Origin of the sequence: Paenibacillus dendritiformis (assembly GCF_945605565.1) — a bacterium.
In the GTDB taxonomy this organism is placed as follows: Bacteria; Bacillota; Bacilli; order Paenibacillales; family Paenibacillaceae; genus Paenibacillus_B; species Paenibacillus_B dendritiformis_A.
Genome location: NZ_OX216966.1, coordinates 1,913,004 through 1,929,956, shown reverse-complemented (window position 1 = coordinate 1,929,956; position 16,953 = coordinate 1,913,004). Strand labels below are relative to the sequence as shown.

Genomic DNA, 16,953 nt, shown 5'->3' with positions numbered 1-16,953 from the left:
CGACAATTATTCATATACTAAAGTCTGTATAATATGTTATACAGATAGGAATTCACATACTCTATCGCATCCAAGTCGATCCCCAGATCCAATCCTTCAAAATCTTCTTTTTCGATACACATTCGTCTGTTAATCAATGCGGACATCACCTTCAAAAATAATGCATCATCATTGATATGCTTTTTCAATATTAATATATTCCGTGGATCATTCTTCAATATATAAAAGGAATAGTTCATCAATATCATATTTGACACAAATAAATTGTAGTTGGACTGGTGCATATCGACTGCATTGATAATTGCGTTGAATACTTTGCGCTTATCATTGGCAAGCATCTTCATGAAGAAATTCGGATAGATGAGATTGATATGATAATCATCAAAATCGATTCTATAGTCTTCGTTATCTGGCGTTACAAGGAAATGGACGACACGCTCGTGATAACTTTTCATTGTTAATAGAAGGGTTTTCTCTTTTCTTTTCGCTACTTCCAAAACATCATAGACGGTTGCAATCACCTCAAGGAAATCAATATCGCCTGTATGATCAGAGGAGTAAAGCAGCTTGTCATTCTGTATATAGAACCTGCTGTATGCGTCATACTCCATGCTCAATTCAAACAACAGAAATCGAAGCATGTGATTTTTAACTTTATCGTTGTCTACCATTGGGCTATTTTTCAGCGTGATAAGCTGTATGACGTAGAAAAAAATGAAATAATCCTTATTCGTTCTTTGCCGATTATCAATATCAAACAAGTACCCGAAGCGGGATAACACCAGCTTGATAATATAGCAATCTTGCTCACTCCATCCTCTGGCAAGCATTCGTTGTTCCCACCTGGTAATCGAAAATAAATCATGCCAACGAGTGAAGCTGACGGGGTTCCCATTGCTTTGGTTAGAGGCAACCAAAAAGAGCGAAGGCTCGTCTTCGGCATAAAACACATTTCCGAATTGCTTGCGGCAAGCCCTGGCATTCAGAAAGTTCTCGAGCTTATATAAAAATAGAGCAAAAATATTCACATTCACATTATCCTGTTCCGCAGTTTTTCCGATGTCCATGCTCTCCATCTTCGCACTCCTCGCACATGTTCTTCCCTTCCGCCCAGCGCCTTCACCGGATGCTTGCTGATAGCGCCGCTGCGCAGCTATACCCATACTTCCTGCAAGGCAGAACGGAACAGCTTATCGAGCTCTTGATCCTGACGCTGCTGCCCAGCCGGCGATCTCAGGTGAACCGCCGTACGCTCGTAATGTTCGATGCGATCTTCGAGATACGCATTTATAGAAGGAATTCTGCACTCCACATCCAATTCCTCCCCCGAGCGCTTCCGCTCCAGCAGCCGTTCAATGGCCTGGCGCAGCTCGCTGCCTTCGGGAACCAGTTCCCGAACCAAAGCGTCAAACTCCATCGGAGGCATGCTATTATACTTCTCGATCCAGCCGCATGCCAGTATCGGGCGCAGCACGTAAAAATATTTTTTGATTTTGACCTGGCTGCCTTGTAAATATTCGCGGTAATTGCCTTTGGCCATATGAAGATAGTGATACATGCATGATTTCGGTGAAAAGGTATGCGAAGACAGGCTGCGAATTCGCTCCGTCACGGAAGATACCTCCTCGTACACAATCGGCGACTCCAGCCATTCCAGCAGCGGCGGGTTCGACTTGCGGAACAACTGCAGCGCCTTGCGCAGATCCCACCCGTTGATGTCGAGCTGATCGCTTATCGGGCGCTCGATGACGTCCCTGCGGTCCCAGATGGACAAGTACCAGTCCACGGGCTGCATATAGATGAAGCGGACATCATAATCACTGTCCTGCGACGGGAACCCCCACGCCCGGCTGCCCGATTCGCAGGCATAGATGATGCGCACGTTCTCCTGGCGCTCTATCTGCCGCAGCTCCTGTTGTATTGTCTGATGGATCGTGGACAGTGTGGACATGGAAGTCCCTCCTCTTTTCTCAACATAATGTCACGCCGTCGCGATTTTGCGTTGTCGGCTTAACGGCCGAAAATAATGTTTTAACGACACGTCGCTTAACAGGCGAAGTAACCCGTCCAGGCGCCTCATGGACCGCCGTGCCGCCTTCACCTGAGGTGTCGGCTTCACATCCCTATCTTCGCTTATTTTCGGAGGCCCGAACATGGCGAAAGTATTACGAGGAGATCAAAAGTTTTCCATTCTCCCCCTATGCCTCCCCTGCTACAATGAAAGAGAAGCCCCAGCCGGGCTTATAAGGAGGCTTCTCAGACAATGGCAAAAGAAAGCTTCGATAAAGAAATTCAGTTCCTTCGCATGCTCATCCTGACGAGCGGCGCATACAGCCGGGAGCAATTCGCGCAGCGGCTGGGCATCTCGGTCCACACCTTCGACAAGACGATCCGCCGCTTGAAGGAGATTGTACATACGGTAACCGAGCAGCTTCCCGAGGATCAGGGGCAGCAGTTCGCGGAGATGCTGCGCTTCAGCTACTATGACTCGGCGGATCCGATGCTCCTGTTCTTGTTCCGTGCCAAATCGGTCAAGGAATCCGAAAGTCTTCGTCTGGCGATCATTTTGACCGCCCTGCAGAAGCAGCCGTTGACGGCGATGGAGCTGATTGACGAATGCAGTTCCCGCATTCCGGAGCCGTATCCGCTGCCGGACGAGAAGACGGTCCGTTCCGATCTGAAATATTTGCAGGAAATCGGCGTCATTCGCAAGGAAAAGGGCGGCCGGCCTTACCGGTATTCGATGAATCATGATCTTACCAGTGAATTAAGCGACGAGGAATTGATTGATCTGTACGATTACGTTGATGTGATGGCGAATACGCAGGTTCCTTCCGTGCAGGGCTATCTTCTGCGGGACAATCTCAAGCAAGCGATGAAGCGGAGGGAGATGCCTGCGGTTGCGGCAGAACCATTTCTGTATAAATATCATTATTTCTCGCGCATTCTGGATGAGGCGCATCTCTATACCGTGCTGCAGGCAATTCGGGAGCGGCGCAAGCTGACCTTTCTCTATTTCTCGCCGAAGAAAGGAACGGCCTATGCCTCGCAAAATACGAATCCGCTCTTCACGCGCGAGGCCGAGGGCAAGCAGGAAACCGTGCTCCCGCTCAAGATCGTCTACGACCATCAATACGGCCGCTGGTATCTGCTTGCCCACACTTCCCGGCTCGGCCTGATGAAGTACCGGATGGAAGGCTTGACGCAGATTCGGGAAGGAGAAGCCGTGCCGGAAGAGCGGTTCGGCCGGAGGCTGCGGGAGCTGGAGGAGCAGATGCGCTTCAGTTGGCTTATCGACACCGGAGAGGCGGTTACGGTGCGGGCCCGGTTCTTCAATCCGGAAGGAGCGCGCAAAAACTTCGTCAAGGAGCGCGTGCTGATGCAGGGACAGTGGGGTCGGATCACCGAAGAGAACGAGGAGTGGTTCCTCTACGAAATCACGGTTAACGGCATCACGGAGATCAAGCCTTGGCTGCGCAGCTTCGGGTCCAGCTGCGAGGTGCTGGAGCCGCGCAAGCTCCGGCAGGAACTGATTGACGAGTGGAAGGAGATTCAAGCGTACTATGGCGATGAACCTGTTCGAGAAAATATTTAATTATCAGATCATGTCCCGGCTGGGGGAAGCGGGCGCGTTCGCCGTCACCTCGCAGGAGCGCTCGTGGCTGAAAGCGATGCTGAACCATCCTGCCGCGGCAGAGGCGTTCGCGCCGGAGACGCTGGCGAAGCTGACGGCGGCGCTGCGGGACGAGGCCGACTTCGAGCTGGCCGAGCATGTTGCGGAGAAGGCCGCCAGCGTCGAGCGCCATGCGTACCACCCGCTCCTGCGCCCCCTGCACCGCATCATCGCGGCCCGGCAGGGCATCCGCCTCTCTTACCGGCTCAAGCATGGAGGCATGCAGCCCGCGCAGTCCGGCTTCCCTTACAGGCTGGAATATTCCATGGTGAAGCGCGAGTGGTACTTGCTCTGGTACAATCCGCGGCGGCGCATGCTCATGTCCACGCGGCTGCGGAACATCGCGGAGGCGGACATGGAACCGGTGCCAGCCGGCATGGCCGAGACTTGGCTGAGCCGAATCGCGGCCGTCCTGGACTCCCGCAAGGAGCACGCCGTGATCGAGGTCGTCCGGATGTACAACCGGGAGCTGTCCCGGATCATGTATGCCTTCTCCTGCTTCGAGAAGGAAGTGGACTATGCGGACGAGGAGGACACCTACCGGATTCGGCTCACCTTCCTGGGCGATGAATGCGAGTATGTGCTGTCCAAAATCCGCTTCCTCGGCAAGCGGGTCCGCATCGTGGAAGGAGAAAAGCTGCAGCGGCGCATGCGCGAAAGCGCGGCGAAGGCGCTCGCCCGCTACGGCATCGCAGCAGAGGACAGCGAGGCGGGGAGCAGCCACTGCGATTAGAGTCCGGGGTAAAGTCCGGATATCCGCCTACTGGCCTGTTCTATGTATATGCCTGCGTTCTATCGTCGGATAGCGCTTCTATTTTCAAAAATTCAAAATGCGCCTCATAGCCTTCTCCCTCCGGACTGCACGCATAGATGCCGGCCTGAACAGGTTGGTCCGCCTGCGCGAACAGATGGGCCATGCGGAGCTGCCTCCAGGCCAGCCCGTCCAGCGAATAATCGGCATAGAAATCATCGCCGATTCTTGAAATCCGAAAATAGAGCGGCGCGTCTCCATCGTCCGTCTCTTGCGTCGACCAATCGGAATAGCCGTGATTCGTCACCACGGCACCAAGCTTATTCGGGCTGTCTGGAATATACTCTACCGATGACTTCATCCATGTAGTTGGCGAATATCGCACCATCACCCCGGCCTGGTCATAGCGATGGACAGGAAAAGAATGAACTTTGGTGGTCAGCCTGAAGTTGCCTCTCACTTCGGCATAGAGAAAATGGCCGTTATCCGCTTGAAATCCATAATGCGTTTTTTGCCAAAAGTCGGTTTCTTGCTTGGTCTGAACGATGAATTGAGATGAACTCGTGTCGATGGACCACGCTTTGGGCGGCGAGAACCAATTCAAATTGACGTTGAGTCGCTCGTCCATAAAATTTTCATGCAGAAGCAGATGGTTCATTTCAAATCCCTCCGGTAACACAGGTTGTGTTCGAATAATGCAAATGAAATGAGCCTCCTGTTAGAGGTTGCCCAATAAGTAAGGAGGCTCGGACTTTTCTATTCTAAAACAATGTCATTCAAGACGAGACGCACCGGGTTGTTGATCGTGTCGCCGACCGGGCACGTGCGTTCAATGAACTCTATGAATTCCTTCGCTTGCTCGTAGGAGGCATTGCTTTTGATATGAATATTGTAGCGGATTTCCGAGTATCCGCGGCGCACATCCGACTTGTTCATAAAGCCGTCCGTATCCAGATCCCCTTCCACTTCCACCCAGAACTCCTCAAGATCGATCTTGAACTTGCGCGCATAGGCTCTCGCGACGATGGACTGGCAGGCCCCCAATGCGCAGAGCACGACCTCCACCGGATTCATGGCGGTATCGGTGCCGCCCAGCGATTTCGGTTCATCGATCATCATCTCGAAGTTTCTCGATTTCGCCTTTACGACCATCCCATTTTGCAAATGTGCGGTTGCTCTAAACGTCTCAACTGGCATAGGATAACCCCTCTCCCACATTTTAACTTTCATTATAACATGTCAAAAAGTAAGAATGGCAAGCATGAAAAATATCATGTTCAAGACAGGCGGTTAACACTTGAGCGATATTGTCCCGGTGTTAATCCCGTCCACTTTTTGAACGCGTTGTGAAAGGCGCTTGGCTCCGAAAACGATAATAAATAGGCGATGTCGCCGACGGAATACTTCCTTTTTTTCAAATAGCACATAGCCAATTCCTTGCGTACCCGGATAGACAATTCATTAAAGGACGTGTTCTCTGCCTTCAATTTATTTTGAAGCGTTCTCGCGCTGAATCCGAAATATTCAGCAGTCTGCTGCAATGTCGGGAAGAAGGAGGGCACGCATGTTATCATCCATTGCACGACCTGATCTGAAAACGCGCTTGCCTGCGCCAACTCATCCTTGGTCTCCTGCGCAAGGGTCTCAAATACTTCCAGCAGCTTGGAATCGGAATACATGACCGGATAGTTCAGCACGTCCTTGCTCATGCGCAGAACATTGTCTGTCCCGCCAAAGCGGGGAACTCTCCCAAACACCGGCAAATAGGGTTGGGTATCCGCCGGCGCATCATGCGTATATTGAATCTCATGCAACGAGATGCGCCGGTTGCTGAGCCGGCCGAGCAAATGATACAACGAACTCGCCATATCCTCGATACAATGGCGTGACATTCGGCCGGAATGCTGTAAAAACAACCGGATAAGAACATCATCTCTCTCCACGGTCCATTCCAGATTGAACGCGTGACACAGAATCACATTGTATCTCTGATAAGCGGTTAGCGCATCGGCAATGGTTGTAGAATGCAGCATCACATAACCAAGAACGCCCAAGTCGGCCGGCTCTACCATCTGCCCCTGGTGCAGGCCAAAATGATCGTCTTGCGTGAATTCCGCGGCTGCGATCATCAATCGCTCCAATTCCTCATCGGTAATCCGAGCCTCCACCTCTTGCAACAGGCTGCTGTCAAACGAAGCATAACGGCAATAATTCTCGATTTCATATCCTTTGTTAACAATAGTTTTCATAATCGGATATAACATGGAGATGGCTATGCCCTGGCTCTTCAATCTCCCTTCCTCCTTTGCGCGAATCAGCAAGAGGATTGCGCTGTTCAGCATTCATTTATCTGTCCGTTCGCTCTATGCTGGTAATAGTCTTTGCACCCCTATATTATATCGCACGCAGCGATTCAGACCAGTTGATGCAGAGAGTCAATAGCCAGGAGGAGGAACGGAAATGAAATCGAATATTCTCGTGATTAACGGACACCCCGACCCGCAGAGCTTCTGTTCGGCCTTGTCCGACGCTTATAGGAAAGGGGCCTCGGGCAGCAAGGCTCAGGTTCGATCGATTGATTTGAGCAAGATCACATTTAACCCGAACTTACAGTTCGGTTACCGCAAAAGAACGGAACTGGAGGAGGATCTCGTCGAAGCGCAGAAGCTCATCCAATGGGCGGATCACCTTGTCTTTGTGTATCCTACATGGTGGGGCGTGATGCCGGCCATCCTCAAAGGATTTATTGACCGGGTCTTTCTGCCGGGCTTCGCTTACAAATACCGCAAAAACTCTTTGACGGTGGAAAAGCTCTTAACCGGCAAATCCGCGCATCTGATCGTCACCGCGGACGCCCCCGCCTGGTACAACAAGTTGGCATATGGAAATGCAGAATACAATGTGATGAAACGCAACATATTGAAATTTTGCGGTGTATCTCCCGTACGAGTTACCGAGCTTGGTCCGATAAGGGGATCATCTGACAAATTGCGAGCCCAATGGTTGGGCAAAGTGAATCAGCTTGGATCAAAGTTAGCGTAATTCCCCAAAAATAAAAAATATTTTTCCTGTCGATTTCCCTTGCCGCATCAGCGCTCCACGAAGGCAAGCTCCTGTTCACCGTTAGCGCCGGAGAAGAAAAAGATTGACTGCTTGCTGTATAATAGGAAGCGGATAATGTGTTCGGTCTGACATATCGAGTGCCGTTAGAATGACACTCCAATCGAATCGTACGTGGAAAAAGGAATATCGGGAGTGAAGATCTAATGGAAACATGGAAGAAAAATCTGTGGATACTGTGGTTCGGCGCATTCATCGTCTCTTCCAGCTTCTCCATGGTCGTTCCTTTTCTGCCGCTCTTCCTGATTCAGATCGGCGTCAAGGATCATCTGGAGCTGTGGTCCGGGATTCTGTTCAGCAGCGCCTTCCTCGCCGGAGCAATCTCTTCTCCGTTCTGGGGAGCCGTCGGGGACAAATACGGACGGAAGCCGATGATTATCCGGGCCGGGCTGGCGCTCTGCGTCATCTATCTGCTGACGGCCTTCGTCACCAGTCCCGTCCAGCTGCTCATTCTGCGGCTGCTGCAGGGGCTGCTATCGGGATTCATTCCGGGTTCGATCGCGCTGGTCGGCACGAATACGCCGGAGCGCAAGGTCGGGTATGCGCTGTCGATGATGTCCACGGCGACGGCGACGGGCAGCATCATGGGACCGATGCTGGGCGGCGTGCTGGCGAGAATCTTCGACAACCGGATTGCGTTCGGAAGCGCAGGAGTGCTCTGCTTCCTGGCGACCCTGCTCATTATTTTCTGGGTCAAGGAAGAATCATTCGTGCCGAGCAAGGACCGCGTCTCGATCGTGCACACGTTCAGCCTTGCGGCCCACAATAAGCCGCTGCTGATCGTGCTTGTTCTGTCGCTCTGCACCCAGTTCTCCGTCATGACGATCGAACCGGTGCTGCCGCTGTACATTGTCGAGCTCGGCATCTCCGACAAGAACGCCTCGCTCGCGGCAGGCTTCGTCTTCTCGCTCGTCGGGGTGGCGAGTATCATCTTCGCGCCGCGCTGGGGCAAGATGGCCGATAGGGTCGGATTCCAGCGCGTCCTGATGATCGGCCTGCTCGCCGGCGGCATCGGGACGCTCGCCCAGATTCCGTTCCACAACATCTGGTGGTTCTCGTTCATCCGATTCGCGTACGGCATCTTCTTCTGCGCGGTATTCCCGGCCTTGAACGGCCTCGTCGTCCGCTCGACGGACAGCGAATTCCGGGGCCGGGCCTTCAGCCTGAATCAGACGGCGAACCAGCTCGGCGGCATGCTTGGCCCGCTGGTCGGCGGCGCGATCAGCGGCGTGTTCTCCATTCATGCCGTCTTCTGGGTGACCGGTATCCTGCTCCTCTCCACGATGGGGCTCGCATCCTGGTCGCAGCGCAACGCGAAGCGGAATTCCGCATCGGCGGAGCAGGGAATGTAAGCTTGGGAAGCCTGTGAAGAAAGAAGAGGCTTCAGACTGTAAATTGGGACGCAAAAGGCCGAGTTCCGGGTACATGAACCCTGACTCGGCCTTTTGGCTTCCTTGTTCCCCTCTTGATCAACGGACGGGAGAGGGTTTGCCCTTTTCCGCTGCAAATTAGGATTTTATTATTGTCGTCATCGTCTTCTCCAGCTCTTCTTCCGAGTTTTGCAAAAAAATGAGCATTTTCAATCCGTCCTGAACCCCCTTGGCATAGAACCAGCCCATCTGCACTAAGGCGAGTTCCGCATGCGCATCCATCCATTCCATGTGCAAGCCGCTTCCCTGTTGTTGCAATTCGCGCTGCATTGCGCGTTCTAATGCTTTCCGTTTATTCTGCAATAGTGCGATCTCCGGAAGCAGTTCTACTTGCTCTCTTAGATATTCCAGGCGTTGATGCAAGGTTTCTTTTACCCAATCGGACATATTACTTCCTCCACATCGATTTCTGAACTATCGCTTTGCCTCATTCCTCTTTTTGACTTGGAATCTCTAAGGATTGTTCTATTATAGTATAACATTTTTATCTTTGTTATGTTATAGTGATATCTCTTTTTCTTCTATGTTTTACTAACCTCTAACTGAGGTGACTATCATGTCAGATTTACTAAAACTTGTTGGCGAACAGCTAAGAATGATTCGCTCCGCAAAGGGATTAAGTCAGGAGCAGGTTGCGGAAAGAACCGGTAAAGAAGGAATGAGCAAGTCACGCATTTCGGATATCGAATCCGGAAAAGTCAACGTAACCTTGAAAACATTGGAATCGCTCATGCATGCACTGGATATTGGACCGGCTGAATTGTTTAATTTTCAGAAGCTCCACGGCAAGGATGGCATCGAAGAGAAGCAAATGCTAGTTGATCTGCATAAAATTGCGCTAATGGAACGATCGATTGACGAGGTCAAATATGTCGTTCGGACCGCAAAAGACTTTCTTGAAACGATAGATGCCCAAGCTGCCAAAGAAAATAAGAAGCGTTAACTGTCTGCTCCCCCGCTGCGCCGCTTCCCGGAGCCATGATGCAAAAAAATCAGAGAGCCGCTGGGGCCCTCTGATTATAATGTACCGCATAACGGCTGCTCCGCTATGCCGCTGTCTGTCTTCTTTATTTCGTTTCAGTAGACTGGAACACTAGGAATACCTTCCCTTTTTCATTGATCACCCCCGAGACGGTCGGGCTGCCCTTTTTAGAGAACTTATACCAATCTTTATCCACTTCCACTTGATAGCCTGTCAGATCGACGCCGAATATCTTCTTCATTAGCGGGTTCATTGTTGTAATGGCTTCCTCATCCGTATACATGGGCTTCTTGAACTTCTTCTCTTTTTCTTCCGCTGAGCCGAATGTTTGCTCTTCCTTTCCCCACTGGGCCGATTCGACCTCGTTCGTCTTGGCTTCCACCCATACAAACAGATCCTCCTTATTCAACTCCATTCCCGTTACGAGCCGAATGAATGCTTCGCAGTCTCCCTGCTGAGCCAACCTCACCTTGTCTACCGTTAGCACATTCATGCTCCTCCTCTAGTCTCGAATAAGCTTATTCTATATCGTTAGATTGGTAACCCCAAGATAAGGTTCCCTCGACTTGCGATGTCGCCTATAAATATTGCAAAAAGCCCGGAGTCAAGCCATCCTGTTCAGGATAACTCAACTTCCGGGCTTTGGCCTCCTCCTCGCGGCTATGCCAGGGAATTCGTTACTTGCGGCGCGATATTGTGCGCACCGCCGCTTGGCGATGCGATACGTCGCCACGCCAGTTCCTCCAGCTCCTGAATCTCACTGCACAGCTGCGCGATGATCGCCGCATTAGCGCTTCCGCCGTGGATGGCCATGAGGAAGAAACTTTTCAGCATATCCGCCTTGCGCGCAATGCCGCGCAGTATCTCCGCCAGGCTCCGGTCGCCCTCCGCCGCTTCCACGAAGCAGGAGAAGGCATAGCGGGAGCCCGCAATGAATTTGAAAGCATGCGCATGGCAGTCATACAGCTCGGCCAGACTTGCGAATGGCCCCGTGCCGCCGCCGGACGCATAGGTGCGGACAATCTCATAGTATGCAGTATCTCCCTGCTGCCGCGCCATGCGCTCCGCATACCTCTCCCGAATCCGGTTCCAGTCCGGACTCGCCTTCGCTTCCGGCTTGCGCAGCAGAAAAACGGCCCTGTCCTCCGTGTTCAACGCCAGAACCTTGCACATCCGCCGCAGGTCCTCATCCGATATATCCCCTTCATAGTCGGGATACGTATCGCGAATCGCATAGCGGCCCGAACCGCCCGGCTCCGGCGACCACCCGCATAACCAGATCGAATGCACCGCTTCCGGATCCCCGAACGTTCCCGGCTTCGCATACGGCGCTTCCCCGCAAGAGATCCAGAGGAAGGCCGCGCAAGCTCCGTAATCGATGCGCTGCAGCAGCGCGGCAATCTCCTCGTCATCCGCATAAGGCACCTGTTCATAAGGAATCCCGATCAGCTCCAGCTCGGACGGCTCCAGACAAGGGGAACGGTAAAACCATGGCTTCGATTTGTTCACATACAAATGCTCGTAAATCTCCTTCGTGCTCTCCCACGCGTTATAATAGAGCGCCTCGACCGGCATTCCCCACTCCTGCAGCGCCAGCGACAACTGAATGGCCCGGCAATTGAAGAAACCGGTCTCGAACCGCTGTCTCTCTCGTACGTCCATCATAGCAACCCTTCCTTCATCTTGTCTTGATGAATCATGCCGCACCGCCGGATCCTCATTAGCTGCCCGCGCTGCTGTACCCGCTTACCGCCCGCTTCCAGCACCATCTGGCCAGCAGCAGAAGCAGAAGCGGCGCCGCAGCCGCCCAGGCGATATCCCCGGCGTTCAGCTCGTTCATGACGAACTTGGGCGCATAATTGCTGATGAGGAACACCGGGATTACGTAGACGCCGATGCGCTGCAGCCATGACGGGAAAATATCGAGCGGCATATTGTTCGCATCCCAGATCGAATGCGCGATCTCCGTCACCGCCCCGGTCTGGACGAAGCGGAAGGCCAGCAAGGCCGGCAGCAGCATCAGGCCGTAGGTGACAGCGAGGGCCGCCAGCAGCAGCCCGGCGAAGCCAACGAGATTCCCCGCATTCAGCGGCAGCCCGGCGCGGGACCAGCCGATGGCGATCATGGCGGCTCCGGCCAGCACGTTCGGCACCGGCAAGCCGATGTCGACATAGCGAAGCGAGACGAGAAATTGCAGGGATACCGGCTTCGTCAGCAGCAGATCGAGCGTCCCGTCGCGGACATATTGCTGCAGCCGGATGAAATTGACATAGAACAAGCCCATATAAAGTCCCGTCATCATCGTGTAAGTGCCAATGAACAGCAGGATATGATCCGGCGTCAGCTTGCCAATATGCAGATTCGTCTGATACACAATCAAGATGTACAGCGCCTTCGCGCATAAAAAAACGATCTCGACCGCAATGCCCATCCAGAAATTAAAGCGGTACTCCATGCTGGCCGCCAGGCAGTTGCGGATAAAAACGCTATACAGACGCATATACTCCACTCCCGTCCGCCATGCGTCCCGGAAGCGCGCTCGTCTCTCTCCACCCATCGCCTCCTCATCCCCCTAATCCGACATACCGCTTCAGGCCAAGCCGCCATGCGATGTGCGCGGTCCCGGCCAGCAACACGATCCAGCCGCATTGGATGGCGATGCCGCCGAGCGCCTCGCTTGCGGGAATCCGGCCGGTCAGCACATTGACCGGGAAATAAATCGTATATTTGAACGGCAGCAGGCTGAACCATCCGTTCACCGTCTCGCCGAACACCTCAAGCGGCACGATGCCGCCGCTGACGATCTGCACGATAAGTCCGGTGATGACGAAAAAGTACGAAATCTCCGCCAGCCGGAAGGCTAGCGCGCAGATCGCGTAGGACAGCAGGAATTGCACGACCGCGGCCAGCAGGAGGGCTGCCGCGAACAGGGCGAGGCGGACCGGCGGCAGCGGCTCGTGGCCGTAGCGGACGGCGATGAGCAGCACGGCGGCCACGAGTCCGATCAGCACGGTGTCCGGGATGACCCGGCTCCCGGCATATGCGGAGAGCCGATAGCCGAAATAGCTGATCGGACGGACCAGATACGCGTTCAATCCGCCGCTCTTAATGTCTTCCGCGATCGTGTGCTCCAGTTGGGTCATGACGAGCTTCGTCACGATGCCCGACAACAGCGTGTACAGAATCATCTGGCTGTAATCGTACCCGTACAACACCCCGTTGGCGGAAGACCGGTACACGGCCGTCCAGATCAGCGACTGGATGCCGATAGGGAAGACCAGGCTGACAAGCCCGATCAGGAATTGAAGCCGGTATTCCATTGAGGCCTGCAGCCCGATCTTGAACGCGGCGGCATACTTGCCGGCTGCGTTCCAGAAGCGGCCGGATCGGAAGCTGCCCGCCCCGGCTGCGGCCGCCTGGCTGTCCGCCGTCCCGGTTCCATCCGCAGGCAGGCCGCCGTTATCGGATCCGGCCCCGCCGTGCGGCCGGCCCTGCATGCCGCCGCGGCCTTGCTTGCTCCCTAGCTTCTCCACCGCCTGGTAACCCGTTTGGTCATTCGGTTGATCATCTGGCTGGTGATTCGTGCCCCTGCCATCCCACAACCGCTGTTCGCCGCTATCCTTCCGTCGCATGCCGGGGCGCCTCGTATCCATCCGCCCGCTCTCCTTCCCCTTCCGACTTGGCCGCGTACAGCCGCTCGATCGCTTCCTCGACCGGGATCTCCTCCACCGTCCAGTCCTCGACCAGATCATGGTCAAGCAGCAGACGCGCCAGCGGCTTCACTTCATCCGCCGCCACCTCCAGCTCGGCCGTCATACCGTGATGGGCCCGGACCTCTGCCAGCAACTGCACGAGCGCCCGCAGCTCGGCCGGAGGAATGTCGGCAGCGAATCGCACCTTCATCCGCTTGCGGCGGCTGAAGGATGCGCTTATTCGTGCCAACTCCCCATCATACGCGATCTTCCCGCCGTGAATGACGAGCGCCCGTCCGCATACCTGCTCGATATCGCGCATGTAGTGGCTCGTCAGCAGAATCGTCGCCCGCTTCTCTTCCTTATAAGCCCGCAGGAATTGCCGCACATTCTGCTGGGCGGCGAAGTCCAGCCCCAGCGTCGGCTCATCGAGGAACAATAACTGCGGCCGGTGAATGAGCGCAGCGATGATCTCCATCTTCATCCGCTCGCCGAGCGACAGGCGGCGCACCTGCACGCCAAGCAGATGCCTCACGTCGAGCATGCCGGCCAGTTCGTCCAGCGTCATCCGGTATTCGCGATCGTCGAGCCCGTAAATGCATTTGTTCAAATAAATGGACTCATTTGCGGGCAGATCCCACCAGAGCTGGCTTTTCTGGCCCATGACGATGGCGAAGCGGCGCTTGAACTCCCGCTGGCGCTCCCAAGGCACATAGCCGAGCACCTTCGCCTCTCCTGCCGACGGATGCAGAATGCCGGACAGCATCTTGAGCGTCGTCGTCTTGCCCGCTCCGTTCGGGCCAATGAAGCCGACAGCTTCGCCCTGGGCAATATCGAAGCTGATGCCGCCGACGGCATGGCGGTACAGCTCCTCGCGGCGGAACAGATGGCGCAGCGAATGCCGGAGGCCGCTCTGCTTGCGGTAGTAAGCGAAGGTCTTGCTCAATCCCCGCACCGTGATGGCGCTCATGGCAACTCTCTCCTTCCTTGTCCGCCCCTCCCTGTTCCTGGCCCGGGGCCGGGGCTAGGCGCCGTTATTGTATAGCAGCACGCATTTCGAGCAGACCGGCGTCAGGCCGCAAGCGAGCGCCTCGCGGTGCTTCTTGTAGCCATCACCGTGAAAGACGTCCTTCAGGCTGCCGTCCCTGAGATCGGCGATCGTGAATTCCGGGAAAAACTTGCATGGATTCACCTTCCCGTTCGGCAGCACATCCATGCGGGTCGACAAGGCCAGGCACTCGGTCCGCCCCATGCCCGGCCGGTCCGTGCCCAGCACGAAGCTGCGCACCTCGTCCGGCTCCAGCGCGGGCTGGAAGCGGATGCGGTTCTTCCATACGCGCGAACGCAGCTTCTCCATCTCCGCGAGCAGCGGCTCGATGTTGTCCGGCGACAGATGGTAGGTGAAGGAGTGCCAGCTCTTTGTGATTGACTCCGGGTCCTGCCGGGCCGCCTCAAGCCAGCCGAAATGCTCGGCGAAGTACGTGTCCATCCGCTCCGCGACTTCCTCCGGAATATACCAAGGGAAGACGAAGTAGACGGAATTGACGCCGACCTCCTCGAAAAATTCCATAAAATCGTACAGCCGGGTGACCATGGCGTCGTTGATGGTCAGGCTGACCGACACATCTCCGCGGAATTCGCCTGCGCGCTTCCGCTCCAGCAGCAGTTCGATCGCGGACATGACCTTGCGGAAGATGCCGCGTCCGCGTATCGCATCGTTCTCCGCCTCGAAGCCTTCCAGGCTGGCGAGAAGCGTCACCCCTTCCGGCAGCTTCAGCAGAGACTCCAGCTTGGGCTCGACGAGCACCGCATTCGTGCAGATGGTCGAGATGCGCGGATCGGAGGCGAGCAGCTCGCACAGCTCGTCGAACTTGGAATACATCAAGGGCTCGCCGCCCCATAAGTACATGCGGGACCGGAAGGGCCGCGTCTCCACGAAGATGCGTTCGAGCAAGGCAAAATCAATCTCCCGCCGCGCCTCCTGGCGCTCGAACTCATGATGGTAGCCGTCGGGATTCCATTCGAAGCAGTGCTTGCAGCGCAGATTGCAGCCGTTGTTCAGCTTAATCCCGATATCGCGCGGCAGATCGAAGGCGAAGGAGCGGTCAAGCATTCGTCCTCGGCTGGCCGCGCTCCGGTTGTGCAGCGTCTGCTTCATGGAGCGGAATTCCGCCGGGGTCAGGGTCGCGCTTGTCTTCGGTTGTGTCATGGATACATCCCTCCGTAATCGGATAGTGAAAGCGCATGTCTTAGCAGATTGTGATGAAGCGGCTCCAGCGCGCTGCGCGCGAAGCCGGACGCCGCCCATTGGTCGTAGGCGATGCCGAAGCCGAGCCGTTCCCATAGCAGCGCATTGGCCCGTTCATGGTCGCCAAACGGCTCCAGATAGACGAGCGGCGTCACCGCGGACAGCGAATCGACGAGCGTGCCGCCGCCGGGCTTGCTGACGATGGCCAGGCTGCGGCGGATGGCGCCGTATAAGCGCGGGCCGTCCTGGCCCTGCTTATAGAGCGGCTCTTCCCCCGCCTTCCATTCCGCCATCGGCGGATAAGGCGGCTGCTCGCGCCGCGCCGGCTCCTCCGACCACGGGTGCCATTCCGGGTCGGTGAGATAGACGCGATCGCCGGGACGCGCCGCCCTTAGCTCGTCGGGATCATAAGCGACGAGATCAAGCGCGTACCGCTCCTGAAGCGCGGGGATCACGCCGCGGTAGGTGCCGATGCCCCATCCGCCGCCATGGACCACGATCCGCTCGTCCCGGTCGGCATAGGGCAGGATCGGCTCATCGGACATCGCGAGCCGGTAATGAAGCAGCGGCTGCTCTCCCTCCAGCCGGAACAGCCAGTGATGGCGGAAGCCGGGATAGGTCTCGCGATAGACGCGGTATGATGGCGTGTCGATCGCATCGAGCCGGAGAAATTCCGCCCGGATCGGCTCGGGATGGACGCGCCGTTCATATTGCTCCAGAATAGGCACCCAGAAGCCCGTCACGGCCAGGAAGATGCGGCGTCCTTCGGTTTGCCAGCGATCGAGCAGGGCGTCCACCGCCCCTTCCGCGAGCGAAGGGCCGATGCCGCGCGCCAGGCGCGTGCCCATCAAGGCCGTGGCGAAGCTGGCGTGGAACGCCTGCTTCGTCCGGACAAGCTGCTGCCGCGTCTCTTCCGGGAACAGGCGTTCCAGCACTTCGAATTCCGCCGGAACGCCGCGCTTCCGCAGCCGCTCCAGCAGGCGGACGCCAGGCACATAAGCGCCAAGCGAATTGCCCGAGGTCAGGATCGTAACAGGTGAAGCGGATTGCATAGATG

At 55.5% G+C, this 16,953-nt stretch carries 18 protein-coding genes; 5 read left to right on the top strand and 13 right to left on the bottom strand.

The window, feature by feature from the left end; translation table 11 throughout:
- Positions 1 to 17: 17 nt before the first annotated feature.
- On the bottom strand, positions 18 to 1,067 hold the full coding sequence (locus NNL35_RS08290) for a hypothetical protein (protein WP_254553298.1): 1,050 nt from the start codon (positions 1,065 to 1,067) through the stop codon (positions 18 to 20).
- Between the two features lie 86 nt (positions 1,068 to 1,153).
- On the bottom strand, positions 1,154 to 1,951 hold the full coding sequence (locus tag NNL35_RS08285; protein WP_254553296.1) for a nucleotidyltransferase domain-containing protein: 798 nt from the start codon (positions 1,949 to 1,951) through the stop codon (positions 1,154 to 1,156).
- Between the two features lie 312 nt (positions 1,952 to 2,263).
- Between NNL35_RS08285 and NNL35_RS08280 the strand changes: the two genes are divergently transcribed.
- Entirely contained in the window at positions 2,264 to 3,595 is a 1,332-nt protein-coding gene (locus NNL35_RS08280; RefSeq protein WP_254553294.1) for a helix-turn-helix transcriptional regulator, read from the top strand.
- The gene (locus NNL35_RS08275; RefSeq protein WP_254553293.1) at positions 3,564 to 4,406 is read left to right on the top strand and encodes a WYL domain-containing protein; all 843 of its coding nucleotides are present in this window, start codon (positions 3,564 to 3,566) and stop codon (positions 4,404 to 4,406) included. Before NNL35_RS08280 ends, NNL35_RS08275 begins: the two co-directional genes overlap by 32 nt.
- Before the next feature lie 40 nt (positions 4,407 to 4,446).
- Here the strand turns inward: NNL35_RS08275 and NNL35_RS08270 are convergent, their stop codons facing one another.
- The 3 genes from NNL35_RS08270 to NNL35_RS08260 form a co-directional block, all read right to left on the bottom strand.
- Positions 4,447 to 5,082, bottom strand: a complete 636-nt coding sequence (locus NNL35_RS08270; protein WP_254553291.1) for a DUF1349 domain-containing protein — start codon at positions 5,080 to 5,082, stop codon at positions 4,447 to 4,449.
- Between the two features lie 98 nt (positions 5,083 to 5,180).
- A complete protein-coding gene (locus tag NNL35_RS08265) occupies positions 5,181 to 5,621 on the bottom strand; it encodes an OsmC family protein (protein WP_254553289.1) in 441 nt (146 codons plus the stop codon).
- 80 nt (positions 5,622 to 5,701) lie between these two features.
- The gene (locus NNL35_RS08260; protein ID WP_254553287.1) at positions 5,702 to 6,673 is read right to left on the bottom strand and encodes an AraC family transcriptional regulator; all 972 of its coding nucleotides are present in this window, start codon (positions 6,671 to 6,673) and stop codon (positions 5,702 to 5,704) included.
- Between the two features lie 211 nt (positions 6,674 to 6,884).
- On the opposite strand from NNL35_RS08260, the gene NNL35_RS08255 reads away from it, so the two are divergent.
- A complete protein-coding gene (locus NNL35_RS08255) occupies positions 6,885 to 7,466 on the top strand; it encodes an NAD(P)H-dependent oxidoreductase (RefSeq protein WP_254553285.1) in 582 nt (193 codons plus the stop codon).
- Between the two features lie 224 nt (positions 7,467 to 7,690).
- Positions 7,691 to 8,896 (top strand): MFS transporter, encoded by a 1,206-nt coding sequence (locus tag NNL35_RS08250; protein ID WP_006678287.1) that lies wholly within the window; start codon positions 7,691 to 7,693, stop codon positions 8,894 to 8,896.
- 156 nt (positions 8,897 to 9,052) lie between these two features.
- Here the strand turns inward: NNL35_RS08250 and NNL35_RS08245 are convergent, their stop codons facing one another.
- Positions 9,053 to 9,361, bottom strand: a complete 309-nt coding sequence (locus tag NNL35_RS08245; protein WP_254553283.1) for a hypothetical protein — start codon at positions 9,359 to 9,361, stop codon at positions 9,053 to 9,055.
- Between the two features lie 169 nt (positions 9,362 to 9,530).
- On the opposite strand from NNL35_RS08245, the gene NNL35_RS08240 reads away from it, so the two are divergent.
- Positions 9,531 to 9,917 carry a helix-turn-helix domain-containing protein gene (locus tag NNL35_RS08240; protein ID WP_006678289.1) on the top strand — a complete coding sequence of 129 codons (387 nt, stop codon included), beginning with the start codon at positions 9,531 to 9,533 and terminating at the stop codon, positions 9,915 to 9,917.
- 124 nt (positions 9,918 to 10,041) lie between these two features.
- Here the strand turns inward: NNL35_RS08240 and NNL35_RS08235 are convergent, their stop codons facing one another.
- From NNL35_RS08235 to NNL35_RS08205, 7 genes are all read right to left on the bottom strand, one after another.
- The gene (locus tag NNL35_RS08235; protein WP_006678290.1) at positions 10,042 to 10,443 is read right to left on the bottom strand and encodes a hypothetical protein; all 402 of its coding nucleotides are present in this window, start codon (positions 10,441 to 10,443) and stop codon (positions 10,042 to 10,044) included.
- A 173-nt stretch (positions 10,444 to 10,616) separates the two neighbouring features.
- Positions 10,617 to 11,621, bottom strand: a complete 1,005-nt coding sequence (locus NNL35_RS08230; protein WP_254553282.1) for a hypothetical protein — start codon at positions 11,619 to 11,621, stop codon at positions 10,617 to 10,619.
- 55 nt (positions 11,622 to 11,676) lie between these two features.
- On the bottom strand, positions 11,677 to 12,513 hold the full coding sequence (locus tag NNL35_RS08225; RefSeq protein ID WP_006678292.1) for an ABC transporter permease: 837 nt from the start codon (positions 12,511 to 12,513) through the stop codon (positions 11,677 to 11,679).
- A 7-nt stretch (positions 12,514 to 12,520) separates the two neighbouring features.
- A complete protein-coding gene (locus tag NNL35_RS08220; RefSeq protein ID WP_254553280.1) occupies positions 12,521 to 13,609 on the bottom strand; it encodes an ABC transporter permease in 1,089 nt (362 codons plus the stop codon).
- On the bottom strand, positions 13,572 to 14,618 hold the full coding sequence (locus NNL35_RS08215; protein ID WP_254553278.1) for an ABC transporter ATP-binding protein: 1,047 nt from the start codon (positions 14,616 to 14,618) through the stop codon (positions 13,572 to 13,574). The genes NNL35_RS08220 and NNL35_RS08215 overlap by 38 nt, the downstream gene beginning before the upstream one ends.
- A gap of 54 nt (positions 14,619 to 14,672) precedes the next feature.
- A complete protein-coding gene (locus tag NNL35_RS08210; RefSeq protein ID WP_254553276.1) occupies positions 14,673 to 15,857 on the bottom strand; it encodes a radical SAM protein in 1,185 nt (394 codons plus the stop codon).
- A complete protein-coding gene (locus tag NNL35_RS08205) occupies positions 15,854 to 16,948 on the bottom strand; it encodes a hypothetical protein (RefSeq protein ID WP_254553274.1) in 1,095 nt (364 codons plus the stop codon). The genes NNL35_RS08210 and NNL35_RS08205 overlap by 4 nt, the downstream gene beginning before the upstream one ends.
- Positions 16,949 to 16,953: the final 5 nt, after the last annotated feature.

Bases quoted from the DNA above. Each gene is read 5' to 3' on its own strand.
- NNL35_RS08210 (WP_254553276.1), bottom strand. From the start codon at position 15,857: ATGACACAACCGAAGACAAGCGCGACCCTGACCCCGGCGGAATTCCGC.
- NNL35_RS08250 (WP_006678287.1), top strand. From the start codon at position 7,691: ATGGAAACATGGAAGAAAAATCTGTGGATACTGTGGTTCGGCGCATTC.
- NNL35_RS08285 (WP_254553296.1), bottom strand. From the start codon at position 1,951: ATGTCCACACTGTCCACGATCCATCAGACAATACAACAGGAGCTGCGG.
- NNL35_RS08255 (WP_254553285.1), top strand. From the start codon at position 6,885: ATGAAATCGAATATTCTCGTGATTAACGGACACCCCGACCCGCAGAGC.
- NNL35_RS08275 (WP_254553293.1), top strand. From the start codon at position 3,564: ATGGCGATGAACCTGTTCGAGAAAATATTTAATTATCAGATCATGTCC.
- NNL35_RS08230 (WP_254553282.1), bottom strand. From the start codon at position 11,621: ATGATGGACGTACGAGAGAGACAGCGGTTCGAGACCGGTTTCTTCAAT.
- NNL35_RS08215 (WP_254553278.1), bottom strand. From the start codon at position 14,618: ATGAGCGCCATCACGGTGCGGGGATTGAGCAAGACCTTCGCTTACTAC.
- NNL35_RS08245 (WP_254553283.1), bottom strand. From the start codon at position 9,361: ATGTCCGATTGGGTAAAAGAAACCTTGCATCAACGCCTGGAATATCTA.
- NNL35_RS08260 (WP_254553287.1), bottom strand. From the start codon at position 6,673: ATGAAAACTATTGTTAACAAAGGATATGAAATCGAGAATTATTGCCGT.
- NNL35_RS08270 (WP_254553291.1), bottom strand. From the start codon at position 5,082: ATGAACCATCTGCTTCTGCATGAAAATTTTATGGACGAGCGACTCAAC.
- NNL35_RS08280 (WP_254553294.1), top strand. From the start codon at position 2,264: ATGGCAAAAGAAAGCTTCGATAAAGAAATTCAGTTCCTTCGCATGCTC.
- NNL35_RS08220 (WP_254553280.1), bottom strand. From the start codon at position 13,609: ATGGATACGAGGCGCCCCGGCATGCGACGGAAGGATAGCGGCGAACAG.
- NNL35_RS08225 (WP_006678292.1), bottom strand. From the start codon at position 12,513: ATGGGTGGAGAGAGACGAGCGCGCTTCCGGGACGCATGGCGGACGGGA.
- NNL35_RS08290 (WP_254553298.1), bottom strand. From the start codon at position 1,067: ATGGACATCGGAAAAACTGCGGAACAGGATAATGTGAATGTGAATATT.
- NNL35_RS08265 (WP_254553289.1), bottom strand. From the start codon at position 5,621: ATGCCAGTTGAGACGTTTAGAGCAACCGCACATTTGCAAAATGGGATG.
- NNL35_RS08205 (WP_254553274.1), bottom strand. From the start codon at position 16,948: ATGCAATCCGCTTCACCTGTTACGATCCTGACCTCGGGCAATTCGCTT.
- NNL35_RS08240 (WP_006678289.1), top strand. From the start codon at position 9,531: ATGTCAGATTTACTAAAACTTGTTGGCGAACAGCTAAGAATGATTCGC.